At 38.4% G+C, this 16,233-nt stretch carries 12 protein-coding genes; 5 read left to right on the top strand and 7 right to left on the bottom strand.

The features are described 5' to 3' along the window. Positions 1-168: 168 nt before the first annotated feature. The gene (locus DET49_RS10490; protein WP_133548060.1) at positions 169-561 is read right to left on the bottom strand and encodes a DUF1573 domain-containing protein; all 393 of its coding nucleotides are present in this window, start codon (positions 559-561) and stop codon (positions 169-171) included. Positions 562-696: 135 nt separating this feature from the next. On the opposite strand from DET49_RS10490, the gene DET49_RS10485 reads away from it, so the two are divergent. Further along, positions 697-3,327 carry a valine--tRNA ligase gene (locus DET49_RS10485; protein WP_133548059.1) on the top strand — a complete coding sequence of 877 codons (2,631 nt, stop codon included), beginning with the start codon at positions 697-699 and terminating at the stop codon, positions 3,325-3,327. A 26-nt stretch (positions 3,328-3,353) separates the two neighbouring features. Here DET49_RS10485 and DET49_RS10480 read toward each other — a convergent pair whose 3' ends face one another. From DET49_RS10480 to rsfS, 6 genes are all read right to left on the bottom strand, one after another. Next, a complete protein-coding gene (locus DET49_RS10480) occupies positions 3,354-3,629 on the bottom strand; it encodes an acyl-CoA-binding protein (protein WP_133548058.1) in 276 nt (91 codons plus the stop codon). 8 nt (positions 3,630-3,637) lie between these two features. Then, complete coding sequence (locus DET49_RS10475) at positions 3,638-4,294, bottom strand: phosphatidylserine decarboxylase family protein (protein WP_133548057.1); 657 nt, start codon at positions 4,292-4,294, stop codon at positions 3,638-3,640. After that, a complete protein-coding gene (locus DET49_RS10470; RefSeq protein ID WP_133548056.1) occupies positions 4,284-5,087 on the bottom strand; it encodes a phosphatidate cytidylyltransferase in 804 nt (267 codons plus the stop codon). Before DET49_RS10470 ends, DET49_RS10475 begins: the two co-directional genes overlap by 11 nt. A gap of 4 nt (positions 5,088-5,091) precedes the next feature. Then, on the bottom strand, positions 5,092-5,703 hold the full coding sequence (locus DET49_RS10465) for an LUD domain-containing protein (RefSeq protein ID WP_133548055.1): 612 nt from the start codon (positions 5,701-5,703) through the stop codon (positions 5,092-5,094). A gap of 99 nt (positions 5,704-5,802) precedes the next feature. Next, positions 5,803-7,869, bottom strand: a complete 2,067-nt coding sequence (gene ftsH, locus DET49_RS10460; protein ID WP_133548054.1) for an ATP-dependent zinc metalloprotease FtsH — start codon at positions 7,867-7,869, stop codon at positions 5,803-5,805. Between the two features lie 24 nt (positions 7,870-7,893). Beyond that, positions 7,894-8,265 carry a ribosome silencing factor gene (gene rsfS / locus DET49_RS10455; protein WP_133548053.1) on the bottom strand — a complete coding sequence of 124 codons (372 nt, stop codon included), beginning with the start codon at positions 8,263-8,265 and terminating at the stop codon, positions 7,894-7,896. A 95-nt stretch (positions 8,266-8,360) separates the two neighbouring features. On the opposite strand from rsfS, the gene DET49_RS10450 reads away from it, so the two are divergent. From DET49_RS10450 to DET49_RS10435, 4 genes are all read left to right on the top strand, one after another. Next, positions 8,361-9,092 (top strand): biotin--[acetyl-CoA-carboxylase] ligase, encoded by a 732-nt coding sequence (locus tag DET49_RS10450; RefSeq protein ID WP_133548052.1) that lies wholly within the window; start codon positions 8,361-8,363, stop codon positions 9,090-9,092. A 424-nt stretch (positions 9,093-9,516) separates the two neighbouring features. After that, positions 9,517-10,680, top strand: coding sequence for a helix-turn-helix domain-containing protein (locus tag DET49_RS10445; protein WP_133548051.1), 1,164 nt, complete (start codon positions 9,517-9,519; stop codon positions 10,678-10,680). Positions 10,681-10,893: 213 nt separating this feature from the next. Further along, positions 10,894-11,415 carry a hypothetical protein gene (locus DET49_RS10440; protein WP_133548050.1) on the top strand — a complete coding sequence of 174 codons (522 nt, stop codon included), beginning with the start codon at positions 10,894-10,896 and terminating at the stop codon, positions 11,413-11,415. Positions 11,416-11,926: 511 nt separating this feature from the next. Next, a partial coding sequence (locus tag DET49_RS10435) for an FG-GAP-like repeat-containing protein (protein WP_133548049.1) occupies positions 11,927-16,233 on the top strand: 4,307 nt, incomplete at its 3' end.

The following is a 16,233-nucleotide window of genomic DNA, read 5'->3' as shown; positions in this document are numbered from 1 at the left end:
AAAGGGGTTTGTCCGGTGAGTTTTAATTTCAGGCATAAAAAAACCGTTTGAAAAATTTTATATTAATCAAGCTGCTTCGGCTATCTATGATAGGAGAGCCTGAAAAAGTACAGAATGACTTTTATAAAGAGATTTCAAACGGTCATTTCTAGGTTTTAAACCTTAGAATTACGTGTTGCTTTCATTTTCCTCAACAACTCTTCCTTTAATTTTAAGCGATTTAGTAGCCTGATCGGCATTGGAATATACGGTGATGGTTTTTCTAATTGGACCAACACGGTTGGTATCATATTTTACCTGAATTTCCCCACTTTCTCCTGGTTGGATAGGTTCTTCGGGCTTTTTAGGAATTGTGCATCCACAGCTGGAAGTTACCTCAGAAATCACCAGGGGAACATTACCGGTATTGGTAAATTCAAATACTCTAACCCCGTCACTACCTTTGTTGATTTCACCATAGTCAATAGTTTCACTCTTGAATTCTATTTTGGCCTTCTCCTGCGCCGTTACAGCGCTAAATCCGGTAACGACAAATAAGGCAATAGCAATAAACTTTTTCATAATAAATGGGTTTTAGTAAACAAAAGGTAAATATAAACTGAAATGATGTACACACAAAATTATATTCAAATCAACTTCTTTTATAATCCTTAAGTTATAATTACTTTTGCCTTTATTTTCAAAAACCAGACCACTATGGCGATTGCTTCCCAATACGATTCAAAAAAAATAGAAGATAAATGGTATAACTACTGGATGGAAAACAATTATTTTCATTCTGAAGTAGATCAAAGAGAACCATACACTATCGTGATCCCACCGCCAAATGTGACTGGGGTTTTACATATGGGCCATATGCTGAATAATACCATTCAGGATGTTTTAGTAAGACGTGCAAGGTTAAAGGGTTATAACGCTTGCTGGGTGCCGGGAACAGATCACGCTTCCATTGCTACTGAAGCAAAAGTAGTGGCAAAGTTAAAGGCTCAGGGAATTGATAAAAATGATCTTAGCCGTGAGGAATTTCTACAACATGCCTGGGAGTGGACACATAAACACGGGGGTATTATCCTGGAGCAGTTAAAGAAATTGGGAGCATCCTGTGACTGGGAGCGTACCAAGTTTACGATGGATGAAAACATGTCCGCCTCGGTAATAAAGGTTTTTGTAGATCTATATGAAAAGGGACTTATTTACCGGGGTTATCGAATGGTAAACTGGGATCCTGTAGCAAAAACCACCCTTTCTGATGAAGAGGTGATTCACCTGGAGAAGCAGGGGAATCTCTATTACCTGAATTATAAAGTGGAAGGGAGCGATGAGGTTTTAACCATTGCCACCACCCGGCCTGAAACCATTCTTGGAGATACTGCAATTTGTATAAATCCAAACGATAAGCGCTTCACTCATTTGAAAGGTAAAAAAGCAATTGTGCCTATATGCAATCGCGTGGTTCCAATAATTGAGGATGAATATGTAGATATTGAGTTTGGTACTGGTTGTTTAAAAGTAACCCCGGCCCATGATGAGAATGATAAAATGCTGGGAGATAAGCACCATCTTGAAGTAATTGACATTCTTAACGATGATGCAAGCCTTAATGCCCACGGCCTGCATTATGAAGGTAAAGACAGGTTCCAGGTAAGAAAGGAAATTGTTGAGGAATTAAAGAAAATGGGTGTACTTACCAAGATTGAAGAACATTCCAATAAAGTTGGAACCAGTGAACGCACCGGTGCGGTTATAGAACCAAAGTTGAGCGATCAGTGGTTTTTGAAAATGAAGGACATGGCTAAACCGGCGATTGATGCCGTGGTTGGAGACCAAATTAATTTAGTTCCGGATAAATTCCTGAATACCTACAAGCACTGGATGGAAAATGTACGTGACTGGAATATCTCACGTCAGCTTTTATGGGGACAACAGATACCCGCGTATTACTATGGAAACGCAAAAGAGGAATTTGTAGTTGCTGAAACTGCTGAAGAGGCTTTGAAGAAAGCCCGGGAAAAATCCGGAAATGCAGGCTTAAGAGCAGAGGATTTAATTCAGGATAAAGATGCCTTGGACACCTGGTTTTCTTCCTGGTTATGGCCAATTAGTGTTTTCAACGGAATTCTGGAGCCCGAGAATAAGGAAATCAATTATTATTATCCCACCAACGACCTTGTGACTGCTCCTGAAATTTTATTTTTCTGGGTAGCACGTATGATTATGGCCGGATATGAATATCGGGGAGAAAGACCCTTTAAGAATGTATATCTCACAGGTATTGTCAGGGACAAGCAGCGAAGAAAAATGTCTAAATCCCTCGGGAATTCACCGGATCCACTTGGCCTTATAGAACAGTATGGTGCTGATGGGGTTCGGGTAGGGATGCTCCTTAGTTCTCCAGCCGGAAACGATTTAATGTTTGAGGAGGATCTCTGTAAACAGGGGAGTGCTTTTTCAAACAAAATATGGAATGCTTTCAGATTGGTTAAGGGCTGGGAGATTTCCCAGGATAAAGAGCAGGAAGAGACTTCTATAATTGCGTTGAACTGGTACAAGGCAAGGTTTAGAAAAACCCTTGCTGAGATTGAGGATCATTACTCCAAATACCGGATGAGTGATGCTTTAATGAGCACCTATAAGTTGATTTGGGATGATTACTGCTCGTGGTTCCTGGAAATGGTCAAACCCGCTTATGGACAACCTATGGATGCCAAAACCTATAAGGCGGTAATTGAAATCCTGGAGGATAACCTAAAAATCCTTCACCCATTTATGCCTTTTGTGACCGAAGAAATCTGGCAGGAAATTTCCGAAAGAAAACCTTCCCAGGCATTAATAGTTGCCAAATGGCCAGAGCTAAAAGATTTTGATGATGAAATAATCAGTGAATTCGCATTGGCATCAGAGGTTATTGCGGGAATCAGAAAAATCAGGAAAGAAAAAAATATTTCTTTTAAAAACACCATTGACCTATTGGTGATGAATAATGAGAAAGCTTCTGAATTGTTTGATCCTGTCATTGTAAAAATGGGTAATATAAATGATTTTGGATATGTAAATAAGCAGGTGGAAGGGGCGCTTTCGTTCCGGGTAAAATCTAACGAATATTTTATTCCTATCGCCGGGTCCATTGATGTGCATGCGGAAATAGAAAAGCTGGAAGAGGAATTAAAGTATAATGAAGGTTTTTTAAAGTCCGTGGAGAAAAAGCTTTCGAATGAGCGGTTTGTTAATAACGCACCCGAAAAAGTGGTAGCGGTTGAAAAGGCAAAAAAAGCTGATGCAGAAGCAAAAATCGAAGCGATCAAAGCCAGTCTTAAAAGTCTGAAATAAATTTTAGAGCTATTGGCGGGGAGGTATTATGCAGTTACCTCGCCAATATGCTCCTCTACAAGTTCCACATATTTTTCACGGGCTTCTTGCTTGCTTAGGTTTTTAACCTGTAACAAAGCATTTACCTTGAAGGCGTCACGTAGATCCCCCTCGTTTGTGGGTGGGATATAAAACCCGTTAACCTGTGTAGCTCTTTTATAATAGGCATAGAAATAAAGCATAACATCCGGAGCAAATCGCTGGTTGGTATTACTAGCCATATCATAGGCTTTTAAAAACTTCTCTTCTGTTATTTCAGGCATAACACTGCTTATTCTGCAATTTTTGCTATTACACTTAGCCCACCTTTTACTTTCTGGTTAAGTTTAACAGAAAGAGGTGTATTTATCGGTAAAAAAACATCTACCCTGGACCCAAATTTTATAAACCCGCTGTCACTTCCCTGAACCACGTCCTGGCCGACCTGGGCATAGTTTACAATTCTTTTAGCCATTGCACCGGCAATTTGGCGGTAAAGAATTTCTCCGGCAAAGGAGTTTTCTACAACTACGGTAGTTCTTTCATTCTCTTCACTGGATTTTGGATGCCAGGCCACCAAAAATTTTCCGGGATGATATTTACTGTATTTTATTTTACCCCCAATAGGATGCCTTGTGACGTGCACGTTTATAGGAGACATAAAAATAGAAACCTGTAGGCGTTTGTCTTTAAAGTATTCTTTTTCTTCAACCTCTTCAATGGCAACAACTTTTCCGTCTACCGGGGCCACTACATGGCTATCATTTAAAACAGTACTTCTTTTGGGGTTTCTAAAGAACTGAACAATGAGTAAAAACAATATGACCGTAACTATCAGGATCGAGAATTTTATCCAATAGGTATATATTAACGTATATGATAATGCGTTTATTGCAATTAGCAGCAAAGCCGCTATGGCCATAATTTTATAACCTTCTTTATGAAACATAGTCTAGAATATATAAATAAGCATAAACAAATGGGCTCGAGAAAATAATACTATCCAGTCTGTCAAACAGTCCTCCGTGCCCTGGCATTAGGCTCCCACTGTCTTTAACGCCAGCCTGGCGCTTGAATTTTGATTGAATAAGATCTCCTAATGTTCCAAAAACACTAAGTATTATCGCTAAACCTAGCCAAATAGTAAAGCTCAGGAACTGGGTATAATAAAAAATAAAAAAACTGGCTATACCGCTAAAAATCAATCCGCCCAGGAAACCTTCTACGGTTTTATTGGGGGAAATTCTTTCAAAGAGCTTTTTATTTCCGAAATTCTTTCCAACAATATAAGCAAAAGTGTCATTTGTCCAAATAAGTATAAAGATCCCTACCACCAGTCTTGGTATAAAAACACCTTCTATAGTTGGAATAAGGGTAAGAAAAATAACCGAGGAGATTAGATAGAAAATAATTATGATGTACTTTTTCTTTTCAAAAACAGGGATTTTCTTGACAAACAGAAGGTCCTTTACCAGGAATAAGTTTACGAAAATCGTTATAAATAACAGCAGAATAGTAGCATCCTGATTGAATTTCAGGTAACTAAATAGATAAAACAGTAAGGCCTGCACCCCGTAAAGAGCGTAACTTTTTAAATGCAGGAGTTTTTGCATTTCAATCAGGCAAACCAATCCAAGAAGGTAAAATAAACTGATAAATATAAACTCGGAAGAGAGTATGGAAGCAACCAAAATGGATACGTACAACAATCCCGAAATAGTTCTAATAATTGCTTCCCTCATGTGTTTATAAATCTTCCAGCAGGAGCAAATATAGGTTTTTTGTGCTACTTCCATAGCTCATAAAATCTCCCTCTTTTTGAGTTTCAAAATTTTTGATGGTAGTAATATTAGAAGGAATTCGCTGTTTGTTGCGGAATTTAATGCCACGAAGGCCTTCGCCAATGGTATCTATCAACTGACTGGTAGAAGAAATAATGACGAAATTATCTGGTAGATCATTGAGTTTGCATTCTTTGATTTGGTTGGAGGAAATAAGAATAGAACCATCGTTGGAAATCAAATATTCGCAGGTTGATAAAAAGAAAGGTGCAGAACCAGACCTGGTAAAATTTAGATTAAAACCCTTAAATCTATCCTGCAGGTTTGGGTCCAGGCAAAAGCAGTCATTTTCATACCAGTCATTTTCTAATAGGATATTATCAAAAGCTTCCTGTATTTCATTATTGTCCTCACAATAGAGAAATTTACCACCGTTATTTTTAAAATTGAGCATAAAACGCTCATCGGTAGGTAGTTTTACCTCGGGCATATATTTCCCTCGATCAGCTTTTTCAGGGGAATCCTGTTGCTTGTCTGATTTAGATTTAGGGTTAAGAAATCTTCTAAATAGACTCATAGAGTTTTGGGTGTGGTTCTCAACGTCATTTTAACCAAAGGTAAAAAATCTTAATTTAACACTTATGTAAATTAAGATTTTTTAAACTATGGTTGTGAACTATTTATTAACTGAATTTTTTTCAGTTAATGTGTTCTCTGAGGAATCTTCTTGCGGGGTAGGATTTTGCTCTTTGGTCTTAGCAATCTTCTCTTCTATACCAGGGGTCTTTTTGCTACCAAGTACTTCTGTTTTCTCTTTTTCTACATCATAAGGCCTCCTTCCAAAGATATCCTCAAGATCATCTTTAAAAATTACCTCTTTATCAAGAAGAATGTCAGCTAACTGGCCCAGTTTATCCTTGTGCTGGGTAAGTAGATCTATGGCACGTTGATATTGTGTTTCAATTAAATTTGAAATTTCTTTATCAATGAGTTCAGAAGTGCTTTCACTGTAGGGCTTTGTGAAATTGTATTCGCCCTGTCCTGATGAATCGTAATAGGTAAGGTTTCCTATCTTCTCGTTCAGTCCGTAGATGGTGACCATGGCCTTAGCCTGTTTGGTTACCTTTTCAAGGTCACTTAAGGCACCGGTGGAGATTTTATTGAACACCACTTTTTCTGCAGCTCGCCCGCCAAGGGCAGCGCACATCTCGTCCAACATTTGTTCCGGTCTTACAATAAGCCGTTCTTCGGGTAAATACCAGGCTGCTCCAAGAGATTGTCCACGAGGAACAATGGTAACTTTTACCAGGGGTGCAGCGTGTTCCAACATCCAGCTTACAGTGGCGTGGCCAGCTTCGTGATAGGCAATGGCTTTCTTTTCGTCTGGTGTAATTATTTTATTCTTTTTCTCGAGTCCGCCTACAATCCTGTCTACGGCATCAAGGAAATCTTGTTTTCCAACTGCTTTATTCCCTTTACGAGCGGCAATAAGTGCGGCTTCATTACAGACATTGGCGATATCTGCTCCGGAGAATCCGGGGGTTTGTTTTGCTAAAAATTCAGTATCAAGTTCTTCAGCTACTTTTTTAAGTGGTTTGAGGTGAACTTCAAAAATTTCTTTTCGTTCATTTAAATCCGGCAGGTCAACGTAGATCTGACGGTCAAATCTTCCTGCTCGCATTAAGGCTTTATCCAGAACGTCCGCACGGTTGGTAGCGGCAACAACAATGACATTGGTGTTGGTACCAAAACCATCCATTTCGGTCAATAACTGGTTTAACGTATTTTCGCGTTCATCATTTGAACCTGAAAAGTTACTTTTCCCACGGGCTCGTCCAATGGCATCGATTTCATCAATAAAAATAATGGAAGGCGACTTCTCTTTGGCTTGTTTAAACAAATCACGAACTCTGGATGCTCCAACTCCCACGAACATCTCTACGAAATCTGAACCTGAAAGTGAGAAGAAAGGGACTTTCGCTTCGCCCGCAACAGCTTTTGCTAAGAGGGTTTTACCCGTTCCGGGAGGCCCTACAAGTAAGGCTCCTTTTGGGATTTTACCCCCTAGAGAAGTATATTTATCCGGATGTTTAAGGAAATCTACAATCTCCTGCACTTCTTCTTTGGCGCCTTCTAAACCGGCAACATCTTTGAAAGAAGTTTTTACATCAGTATTCTGATCAAATAATTTGGCCTTGGATTTACCAATATTAAAAATTTGGCCTCCAGCACCGCCACCTCCGCCGGAGCTCATTTTTCGCATGATAAAGATCCATACCCCGATGATTAAAATAAAAGGTAACAAAGCCCAAAAAATCTCACTCATCACGTTGCTTTGTGTATCATACACAACGGTAGTTTCCAGATTGTTTTCAGCTTTAATTTCCTTGATATCGTTTTCAAGGTTCTGTAAATCTCCGAATTCAAAGCTATAGGCGGGAGTATCACCCCCAGTGGCTAAAAGCTCAGGGTCTGTAGCTTTTTCATGGATTTCTTTTTGACTAGCTTCTTCGGTAAGATATACATTAGCTCTTTTGCGGTTTACGATCTCAACTTTCTTTACATCACCACTTCTAAGGTAAGAAAGAAATTCCGCCGGATTGGTTTGAGAAGGTTCGCTAAAACCGCCTCCGCTAAAGAAGTTAAGTCCTAAAAAGAAAATAATTATAGCGGCATAGATCCAGTAAGCGTTAAATTTCGGCTTTTTAGGATCTGTATTTTTTTTAGTTTGCTGTTTCGCCATTCTTGGAAATTCTAAATTAAATAATTAATAATTGGTTGCTATGGAGGTGATCTTAGCATCACCCCAAAGACTTTCAATATCGTAAAACTCTCTAATATGCTTTTGGAAAACGTGGACAACTACGTTTACATAATCTAATAATACCCACTCAGCATTTTCTCCGCCTTCTACGTGCCAGGGTTTGTCTTTAAGAGCTTTACTTACAGTTTTTTGGATGGAATTCACAATGGCGTTTACCTGTGTGTTGGAGGTACCGTTGCAAATAATAAAATAGTCACATACGGTGTTTTCAATTTGCCTAAGGTCAAGAATATCTATGTCGTTTCCTTTTACTTCTTCAATCCCTTTAATTATATGCGCAATAAGTTGATCGTTGTTCGGTTCTTTTTTTGCCATTAAAATTAATTATTTTCGCAAAGTTATTACTTTTTAGCTGTTTATAGGCTTAGTTTACATAACATTTAACGCCCGTTTCATTTCTTACTATTAGTATGCGTATAATCAAAATTAATGCCACCAATTCTACCAACGAATTTGCCAGGGAACTCTACCGGGGGAATACCTCTTTTGAGCCGCTTTGTGTGGTAGCTATAGAACAAACCAAAGGCCGGGGACAACGAGGCTCTGGATGGATTTCCAATGCTGGGGAAAACCTTACTTTTAGTGTTTTATATCCAAAGATCAGGGTCGGGCTTAACCATCAATTTTTAATGAGTGCAACGGTGTCTCTGGCGATATTAAATGTGCTTAAAAAATTTAATATCCCTGGTCTTAAGGTCAAATGGCCTAACGACATAATGTCAGCACGCTATAAAATTGGTGGTATCCTCATTGAAAACATTCTGAAAAATAATGAAATCGCGGCTTCGGTAATAGGAGTGGGCCTCAATGTGAATCAAACCGAGTTTCCTGACCTGCCACAGGCCGCTTCGCTTAAGCTTTCAACTGGAGTTCATTTCAACCTGGATGAATTGCTGAAAAGGATCACGGATGAGTTTGAAGTGAAACTGACGCAAATTTATGACCAGGCTGAAACCGCTATTTTGGAGGAGTATGCCAGGAGTATGTTTAGAAGGGACCAGGTTTCTACCTTTGAGTTCCCTAACGGAACTTATCTCACCGGAATTATAAGGGGTGTCACAACTTCCGGAAGGTTGAATATAGAAGTGGAGGATTCCGTTTTTAAAACTTTCGATTTAAAAGAAATTAAATTGCGGTATTAATAAATTTAATGCTCTTTAAACAGCCGCTTTAATGTGTGTAACGGACCTACTCACTGGGCGATAAATGTTTTCGCCTGGCTTTGGATAGTAAAATATTTCATGAGATATTGAGTATAAAATTAATAACAATATGGAATGCCATCCCGTGTATTGTTAAACCAAAAGGGATTCTTCGCGCTGTAAGTAAAGAGGTGGGGGACAGCAAATCCTATCAACCTTTACAGAAATAAGAGGAAAGCCTACGAAATTCTTAAATACCATATCACCATAGATTTTTGTAGTTTAAAATTCTATATTTGTTGTTAATATTTTCATAAATTAGATAAATAATGTAAAGCTATTCCAAATGTGCCCTTTATCAATAGGGGTGCATCCGTTTATTGGATGCCATTTCTCCTAAGCAAATGATGATTTTTTAATTATTATGATTATAATTCTACTTATAGCGGCCATATTCGGCTTTGTTTTATCCACAACATTATTTTTTAAAGAATCTACTAATACTATTGCCACTCGCATTTTAGGTAGTTTTTATTTTTTATTATCGGTTTATGCCTTGCAGGCTTATATAATAGATGGCGGCTTTTTAGAGCATTTTAAGTGGTTTTTCCTTTGGCCATTGCTCCCGTATCATTTAATATTTATTCCGATTTATTATTATTTCAAAGTTATTATCACCGATGAGCTCAAATGGAATAGTGGGGAATTGATTCTATTTTTACCCTTTCTTTTAGGCTTAATTGATGTTGCTTATGTTTATCTCCAACCCGAGAGTCTATATAATAATATTATATCTACAACAATATCGGCTCCTGAGAAAAGACTGGGAGTCCATTATTTACTTTTGAATTTGGACCAACACTTACTTATGAGGCACCTATGGCAGTTAGGAGTTTTAGTGGTGTTAGTGCCCCAAATAAGGTCGTTTATAAAAAAAGGTAAGGATGATGAACTAAAATCTATTCTTGACAAATGGCTAGTTACATTTTGGAGCATTCTAATAATTATGGCAGTCCTGGCTATTCTTTATGCATTAGAAAAAATCTTCGAAGAAAACTTGTTTCACAACTTACTAGTAATTGGAGAAAATGGGGGAATTATAACTTTCTTTCTTTATATAGCTCTATTTCTTATTGGGATCATTCCCATTTATTTTCCAAGTATTCTGTATGGCTACCCCCAACACCAGGAAAAACCTATTCTTGATATTAAAAAACAAGATCAAACCGATGACCTCAAATTCGGCCTGAATGAGCAGGAGGTTAAATCAAAGTTAGAGGGTCTAAAAGAAACTAAATCCTATCTAAACCAAAGTTTCAATCTTACCCAATGTGCCCGGGCACTGAATATGCCGTCTCATCATATTTCCTATTTTCTTAAAAAATATTATGAAATGAGTTTTGCAGACTATAAAAACTCTTTAAGAATGGACCATGCCAAGAAACTTATTGAAAAAGGTTACCTGCGAAATAATACTATTGAAGCTTTAGCAGGGGATTGCGGATTTGCCAGCAGAACCTCTTTTAGTAAAGCATTTAAAAATGCAATGGATGTAAGTCCCAGTAAATATGCACTGGAATGCAAATAATTTCTGTTATTACCAAAAAATTATTTTTTTCTGACCTTATTACAATTTAGGGTGCTAAGAACGTGTCCAAATACAATTTGAATACGCTTACGCCTATATTTTACCCCTGGTTTTAATCCTTTTAGCTTTGTTTTGTAATTATTGGATTTTATATGAGACCACCAGGAGCCTTTGGTCATTGGATTAGAGCTCAAAGATAAGTATTCGGCAGGGATGAATAGTGACAAAAAAATAAGCTTTCAGGAGGTATTAAGCTCGTTAGAGAAAATTCTAAATAATAAGTTGTTTAACCTTATTATATTTGGGATTGCTATACTAATACTTGTACTTTTTTTCTTCTACATTTCCGTCTTTTTTGGTAGTAAAACCTATAGAGGACTGGGAATTATGGCGAGCGCTTTGGTGATGCTTCTTGTGTTGGAGTATGCCATTGTAAAAAAGAAAAATTATTCTAGAGATCAATCTTTAATGGATTTTAAGTCCCAATTAAAGACTTACTATAGGACTAGAAAATATATGCATTTTATAGTGACTCCCTTGTGGTTGGCCGTATATAGCTACGGTTTTACGATGCTGCTCTCTTTTATCGAAAAGGAGCGCTTGGGAAAATTCTATGTATGCATCATTTATTTGTCGTGGGCTGTTTTCTTTGGACTTGCCGTTTTAATTAGGGTACAGCTGAGAAAGGAGCTCGAAATCCTGAAATTATTAATTACTGACAGTAAAATCTCGTAGGTAACACTTTTTGAGGTTGTAAAGGGAGGGTAAAATAAAAAATAATAGAGGTGAAATTCGTGAGTAGTTAGCAGGTATCCCTTTGCAATTCGCTCTGTGCAAAAGATCTAAATCTGATTCTAGCACCTAGTGGATAGTCATTACTATGAGTTTCTATCCATCAGAATTACCTAGGTATGGATCTGGCAAATAAACTAATTTAAGAAAGCTACCTGAAAAATAATCGATTGAAGGTTTAGCTTGAAAAAATGAATGAAAGCTTCAAATAAATACGATTTGTACATTCAAATATCCTCTAAAACTACTTAAGGGCCGGAATAATTTCTTACTGTTTGAAATTTAATCTGTTATGTACGTATCCAAATCGAATTTGAACACCATCTCACTTGCATTTCGTCCTGTTTTTTAATTCTTTTAACGTTTTTTTGTTTTTCATTTAACAGTTTTTTTCTCTCCCCTAGCTAGAGAGAACATTCAGAGATATCCTTATGCGTAACAAATCTATTTTTACATGAAACAAAATTACATTTCAAAAATTCTAATTTTAGTTATTTTATGTCTGGGAAGTGAAATCGCTTTTGCGCAAACTTTTGAACAGGTAATGCCTCCTCCTCCCGCCCCACAAATTATTCCTTCCTTTGAAGGGGTTCAAAATAGTTCCATAGCTTTTGCCGATGTAGACGGAGATGGTGACCAGGATGTGTTAATAGCCGGAGGTTCTGGTATGAACGGAGGTACGATAGAAGGAGAAGGAGCAAGCGCTATACTCTATCTCAATGATGGATTTGGATTGTACAAGGAAGTTGCTGGAGCCCCTTTTAAGGGAGTGCAGAATGGTTCCGTAGCTTTTGCCGATGTAGATGGAGATGGAGACCAGGATGTGTTAATAACCGGCGGGTCTTCTGGTATGATGGGGATGCCTGAAATGGCGGAACCTCAAGCCTATCTTTATCTAAATGATGGTTTGGGTAATTATACAGAATTCTTAGACACTCCTTTTGTAGGGGTACAAAATAGTTCACTTGCTTTTGCTGATGTAGATACCGATGGAGATCAGGATGTGTTGATAACAGGATTTGCTGGTAGCACCTGGGAGGGAGTCCCTAGTGCTATTCTATATTTGAATGATGGCAATGGACATTATACGCAAGACAGCAATAATATTTTTGAAGGAGTACAGTACGGTTCCATAGCTTTTGCTGATGTTGATGGAGATAATGATAAGGATTTGTTGATCACAGGACAATCCACTATAGGTGGAATTACAACACTATATATAAATAACGGTTTCGGAAATTTTACAGAATCTACAGATACACCTTTCCCGGGAGTGCGAAATAGTTCTGTTACTTTTGCCGATATAAACGGGGACGGTAGTAATGATGTTTTTATTTCGGGTAGGGATAACTCCAACACCCGCATCGCCAAACTTTACAGCAATAATGGAGCCGGTAATTATACAGAAGTTCCGAATACTGCTTTCGAAGGAGTAGAATACGGTTCAGTGGCTTTTGCAGATGGAGATGGAGATGGCGACCAGGATGTATTGATCACTGGGCTCGATAATACATATAACAGCCTTTCTAAACTTTATAAAAATGATGGCTACGGTAATTATACTGAAGATATTAATAATTCCTTTGCAGGAGTGCAATATAGTTCTATAGGTTTTGCAGATATAGATGGGGATAATGATCAGGATGTAATAATTACGGGTGCGGGTAACTCTTATAATCCTGTTGTTAAGCTATATGTAAATATTGGTGCCGGTAATTATGTAGAACCCACAGGTATGTTTTTTACAGGTGTGCAGAATAGTTCTATAGCTTTTGCCGATATAGATGGAAATGGCGACCAGGATGTATTGATCACCGGGCACGATAATACATATAACGGTATTGCTAAACTTTATAAAAATGACGGCTCCGGCAACTTTTCGAAAATAACGGGAACTCCATTTATGGGAGTGCAAAATGGGGCTATTGCATTTGCTGATGTAGATAAGGATGACGACCAGGATGTATTGATCACTGGGGCGGATAATACATATAACGGCATTGCTAAACTTTATAAAAATGACGGCTCCGGTAGTTATTCAGAATCAACAGGAACTTCTTTAGCAGGCGTACAAAATGGTTCCATCGCTTTTGGCGATGTAGATGCAGATGGTGATCCGGATGTGTTGATTACAGGCAGGTGGGGTAACTCTTCCTTGAATGTTAGTGCCAAACTTTATAAGAACGATGGTTCCGGAAATTTTTCAGAAATTACGGGAACTCCTTTTACAGGAGTGCAACAAAGTTCCATCGCTTTTGCCGATGTAGACGGGGATGGGGACCAGGATGTTTTAATAACTGGTAGGAGTAGCCAGTATTCCAATTATATCGCCAAACTTTATAAAAATGACGGTTCTGGTAAGTATTCAGAAATAACAGAAACTCCGTTCTTAGGCGTGTCTCAAGGTTCCATTGCATTTGCTGATGTAGATTTGGATGGCGACCAGGATGTGATGATCACGGGCTATAGTTATTCTGATAGAACGACTATCGCCAAACTTTATAAAAATGATGGCTCCGGCAATTATTCCGAATTATCAGGAACCTCTTTAGCAGGAGTGCAAAATAGTTCCATCGATTTTGCTGATGTAGATGGAGATGGTTTCCAGGATGTGATGATCACTGGTTATGATATGAATTATAACCAGATTGCTAAGCTTTACGTAAATGATGGCACCGGTGGATTTACGGAAATCTTCAACATGCCTTTCCGAGGGGTCGAAAGTGGTTCCGTAGCTTTTTCCGATATTGATGGAGATAACGATCAGGATGTGCTTATTACTGGTAGAGCTAGCGATGGTCCCATTTCTATATTGTACAGAAATACAAGTATTACAACCACACCCCCGGTAGATGAAACCGCACCGGTTGTTAAGAATTTTTCTCCTGCCCATCAAACTACAGAGGTTGCTCTGCAACCCACTTTATCAGTCACTTTTGACGAAGCGGTAGAGCTTAACTCAAGTGGAATCCTGACTTTGGAAGATGCTAATGGAGTGGTGCAAACCTATGATCTTTCAGTTTGGGAAGACCGGGAGAAATTCAATCTTTCTGAAGACAAGTTGACTTTATCGTTTGAAATTACTGAAAACCTCCCTGCAAACACTACACTTTCTGTGGGAATTAGTAACGGTTTTGTTAGGGATGATCATAACAACAATATTGAGGCAATAGAGGCAAGCAGCAATATATGGACGTTCATTACAACTAAGCAGGATCAGTTTATTAACTTCCCTGAAATTTCGGTGAAAACCTACGGAGATCCTGCCTTTATTTTGGGAGATGAAAAAACCGATAAGGAGTTAACTGTTATATATACTGCCCAGGATCCCGATATCGTATCAATTTCGGGAAATCAGGCTATTATATTAAAAGCCGGAACAACGGAAATAACGGCCTCTCAGGTTGGAAATGACCAACATCTAGCGGCTCCCCCTGTGAAACAAACTTTAACTGTAAGTAAAGCAACTGTCACTGTTTCGGCAGAGGCAAAATCTAAAATTTATGGAGCTGAAGATCCGAAACTTTTTTACCAAATTACCGCCGGGGCTTTAGTAGGTGATGATACTTTTACGGGGGAATTGAACCGTGAGACCGGAGAAAAGGCAGGTGTCTATGTTATTGAACAAGGAACTCTTTCATTAGACAGCAATTATAGTCTTATTTATGAAACGGCAGATTTCACTATTAACAAAGCTCAGGCCATCATCACTGCAGATGCCGTTCAGACCTTTACTTTTGATGGGACCATTAAGAATGCTGCAGCAATGCTAAATCATACTGAAACTGAATTGGCCTATTCTCCTACACAAGGCTATACCGATGCAGGAACTTATCCTGTTACGATTTTAGCCGAAGAGACTGACAATTATTTATCAGCTACAAAAGAAGTTTCCCTGGTAATCGATAATGCGGAGATCGCAGGAGTGACTTTTGAGAATAAAGCCTTTACCTATGATGGCGATTCCAAATCTATTTCGGTAAGTGCTATTCCAAAGGGTGCAACAGTTAAGTATGCCAATAATGGACAAATTAATGCAGGAACTTATAAGGTAACAGCAACTGTTAGTCAGGAAAATTATAATGATAAGGTATTGACTGCCGATCTTGTGATCAAAAAAGCTGAAGCTATAATTACTGCAGATGCTACGCAGACCTTCACTTATGATGGAACTTTTAAGAATATAACAGCAACGCTAAACCACTCAGAAACTGAATTGGCTTACGCTCCTTCACAAGGCTATACCGATGCTGGAACTTATCCTGTAGTTGTGGCTTCGGCAGAAACTGACAATTATTTATCAGCTTCAAAAGAAGTGTCGCTGGTAATTGAAAATGCAGAGATTACAGGAGTGACTTTTGAGAATAAAGCCTTTACTTACGATGGCAATTCCAAATCTATTTCGGTAAGTGCTCTTCCAGAGGGTGCAACAGTTAAGTATGCCAATAATGGACAAACTAATGCAGGAACTTATAAGGTAACAGCAACTGTTAGTCAGGAAAATTATAATGATAAGGTACTGACCGCCGATCTTGTGATCAAAAAAGCTGAAGCTATAATTACTGCAGATGCTACGCAGACCTTCACTTATGACGGAACTGTTAAGAATGTTTCAGCAACGCTAAACCACTCAGAAACTGAATTGGCCTACGCTCCTACACAAGGATATACCGATGCAGGAACTTATCCTGTTACGATTTCTTCAGAAGAGACTGGCAATTACCTATCCGCTTCCAAAGAAGTTTCCCTGGTAATCGAAAA

It is taken from the genome of Salegentibacter sp. 24 (assembly GCF_004362395.1).
Classification (GTDB): Bacteria; Bacteroidota; Bacteroidia; order Flavobacteriales; family Flavobacteriaceae; genus Salegentibacter.
The sequence above is the reverse complement of the archived record's forward strand: the minus strand, read 5'-3'. Positions and strand labels throughout refer to the sequence as shown.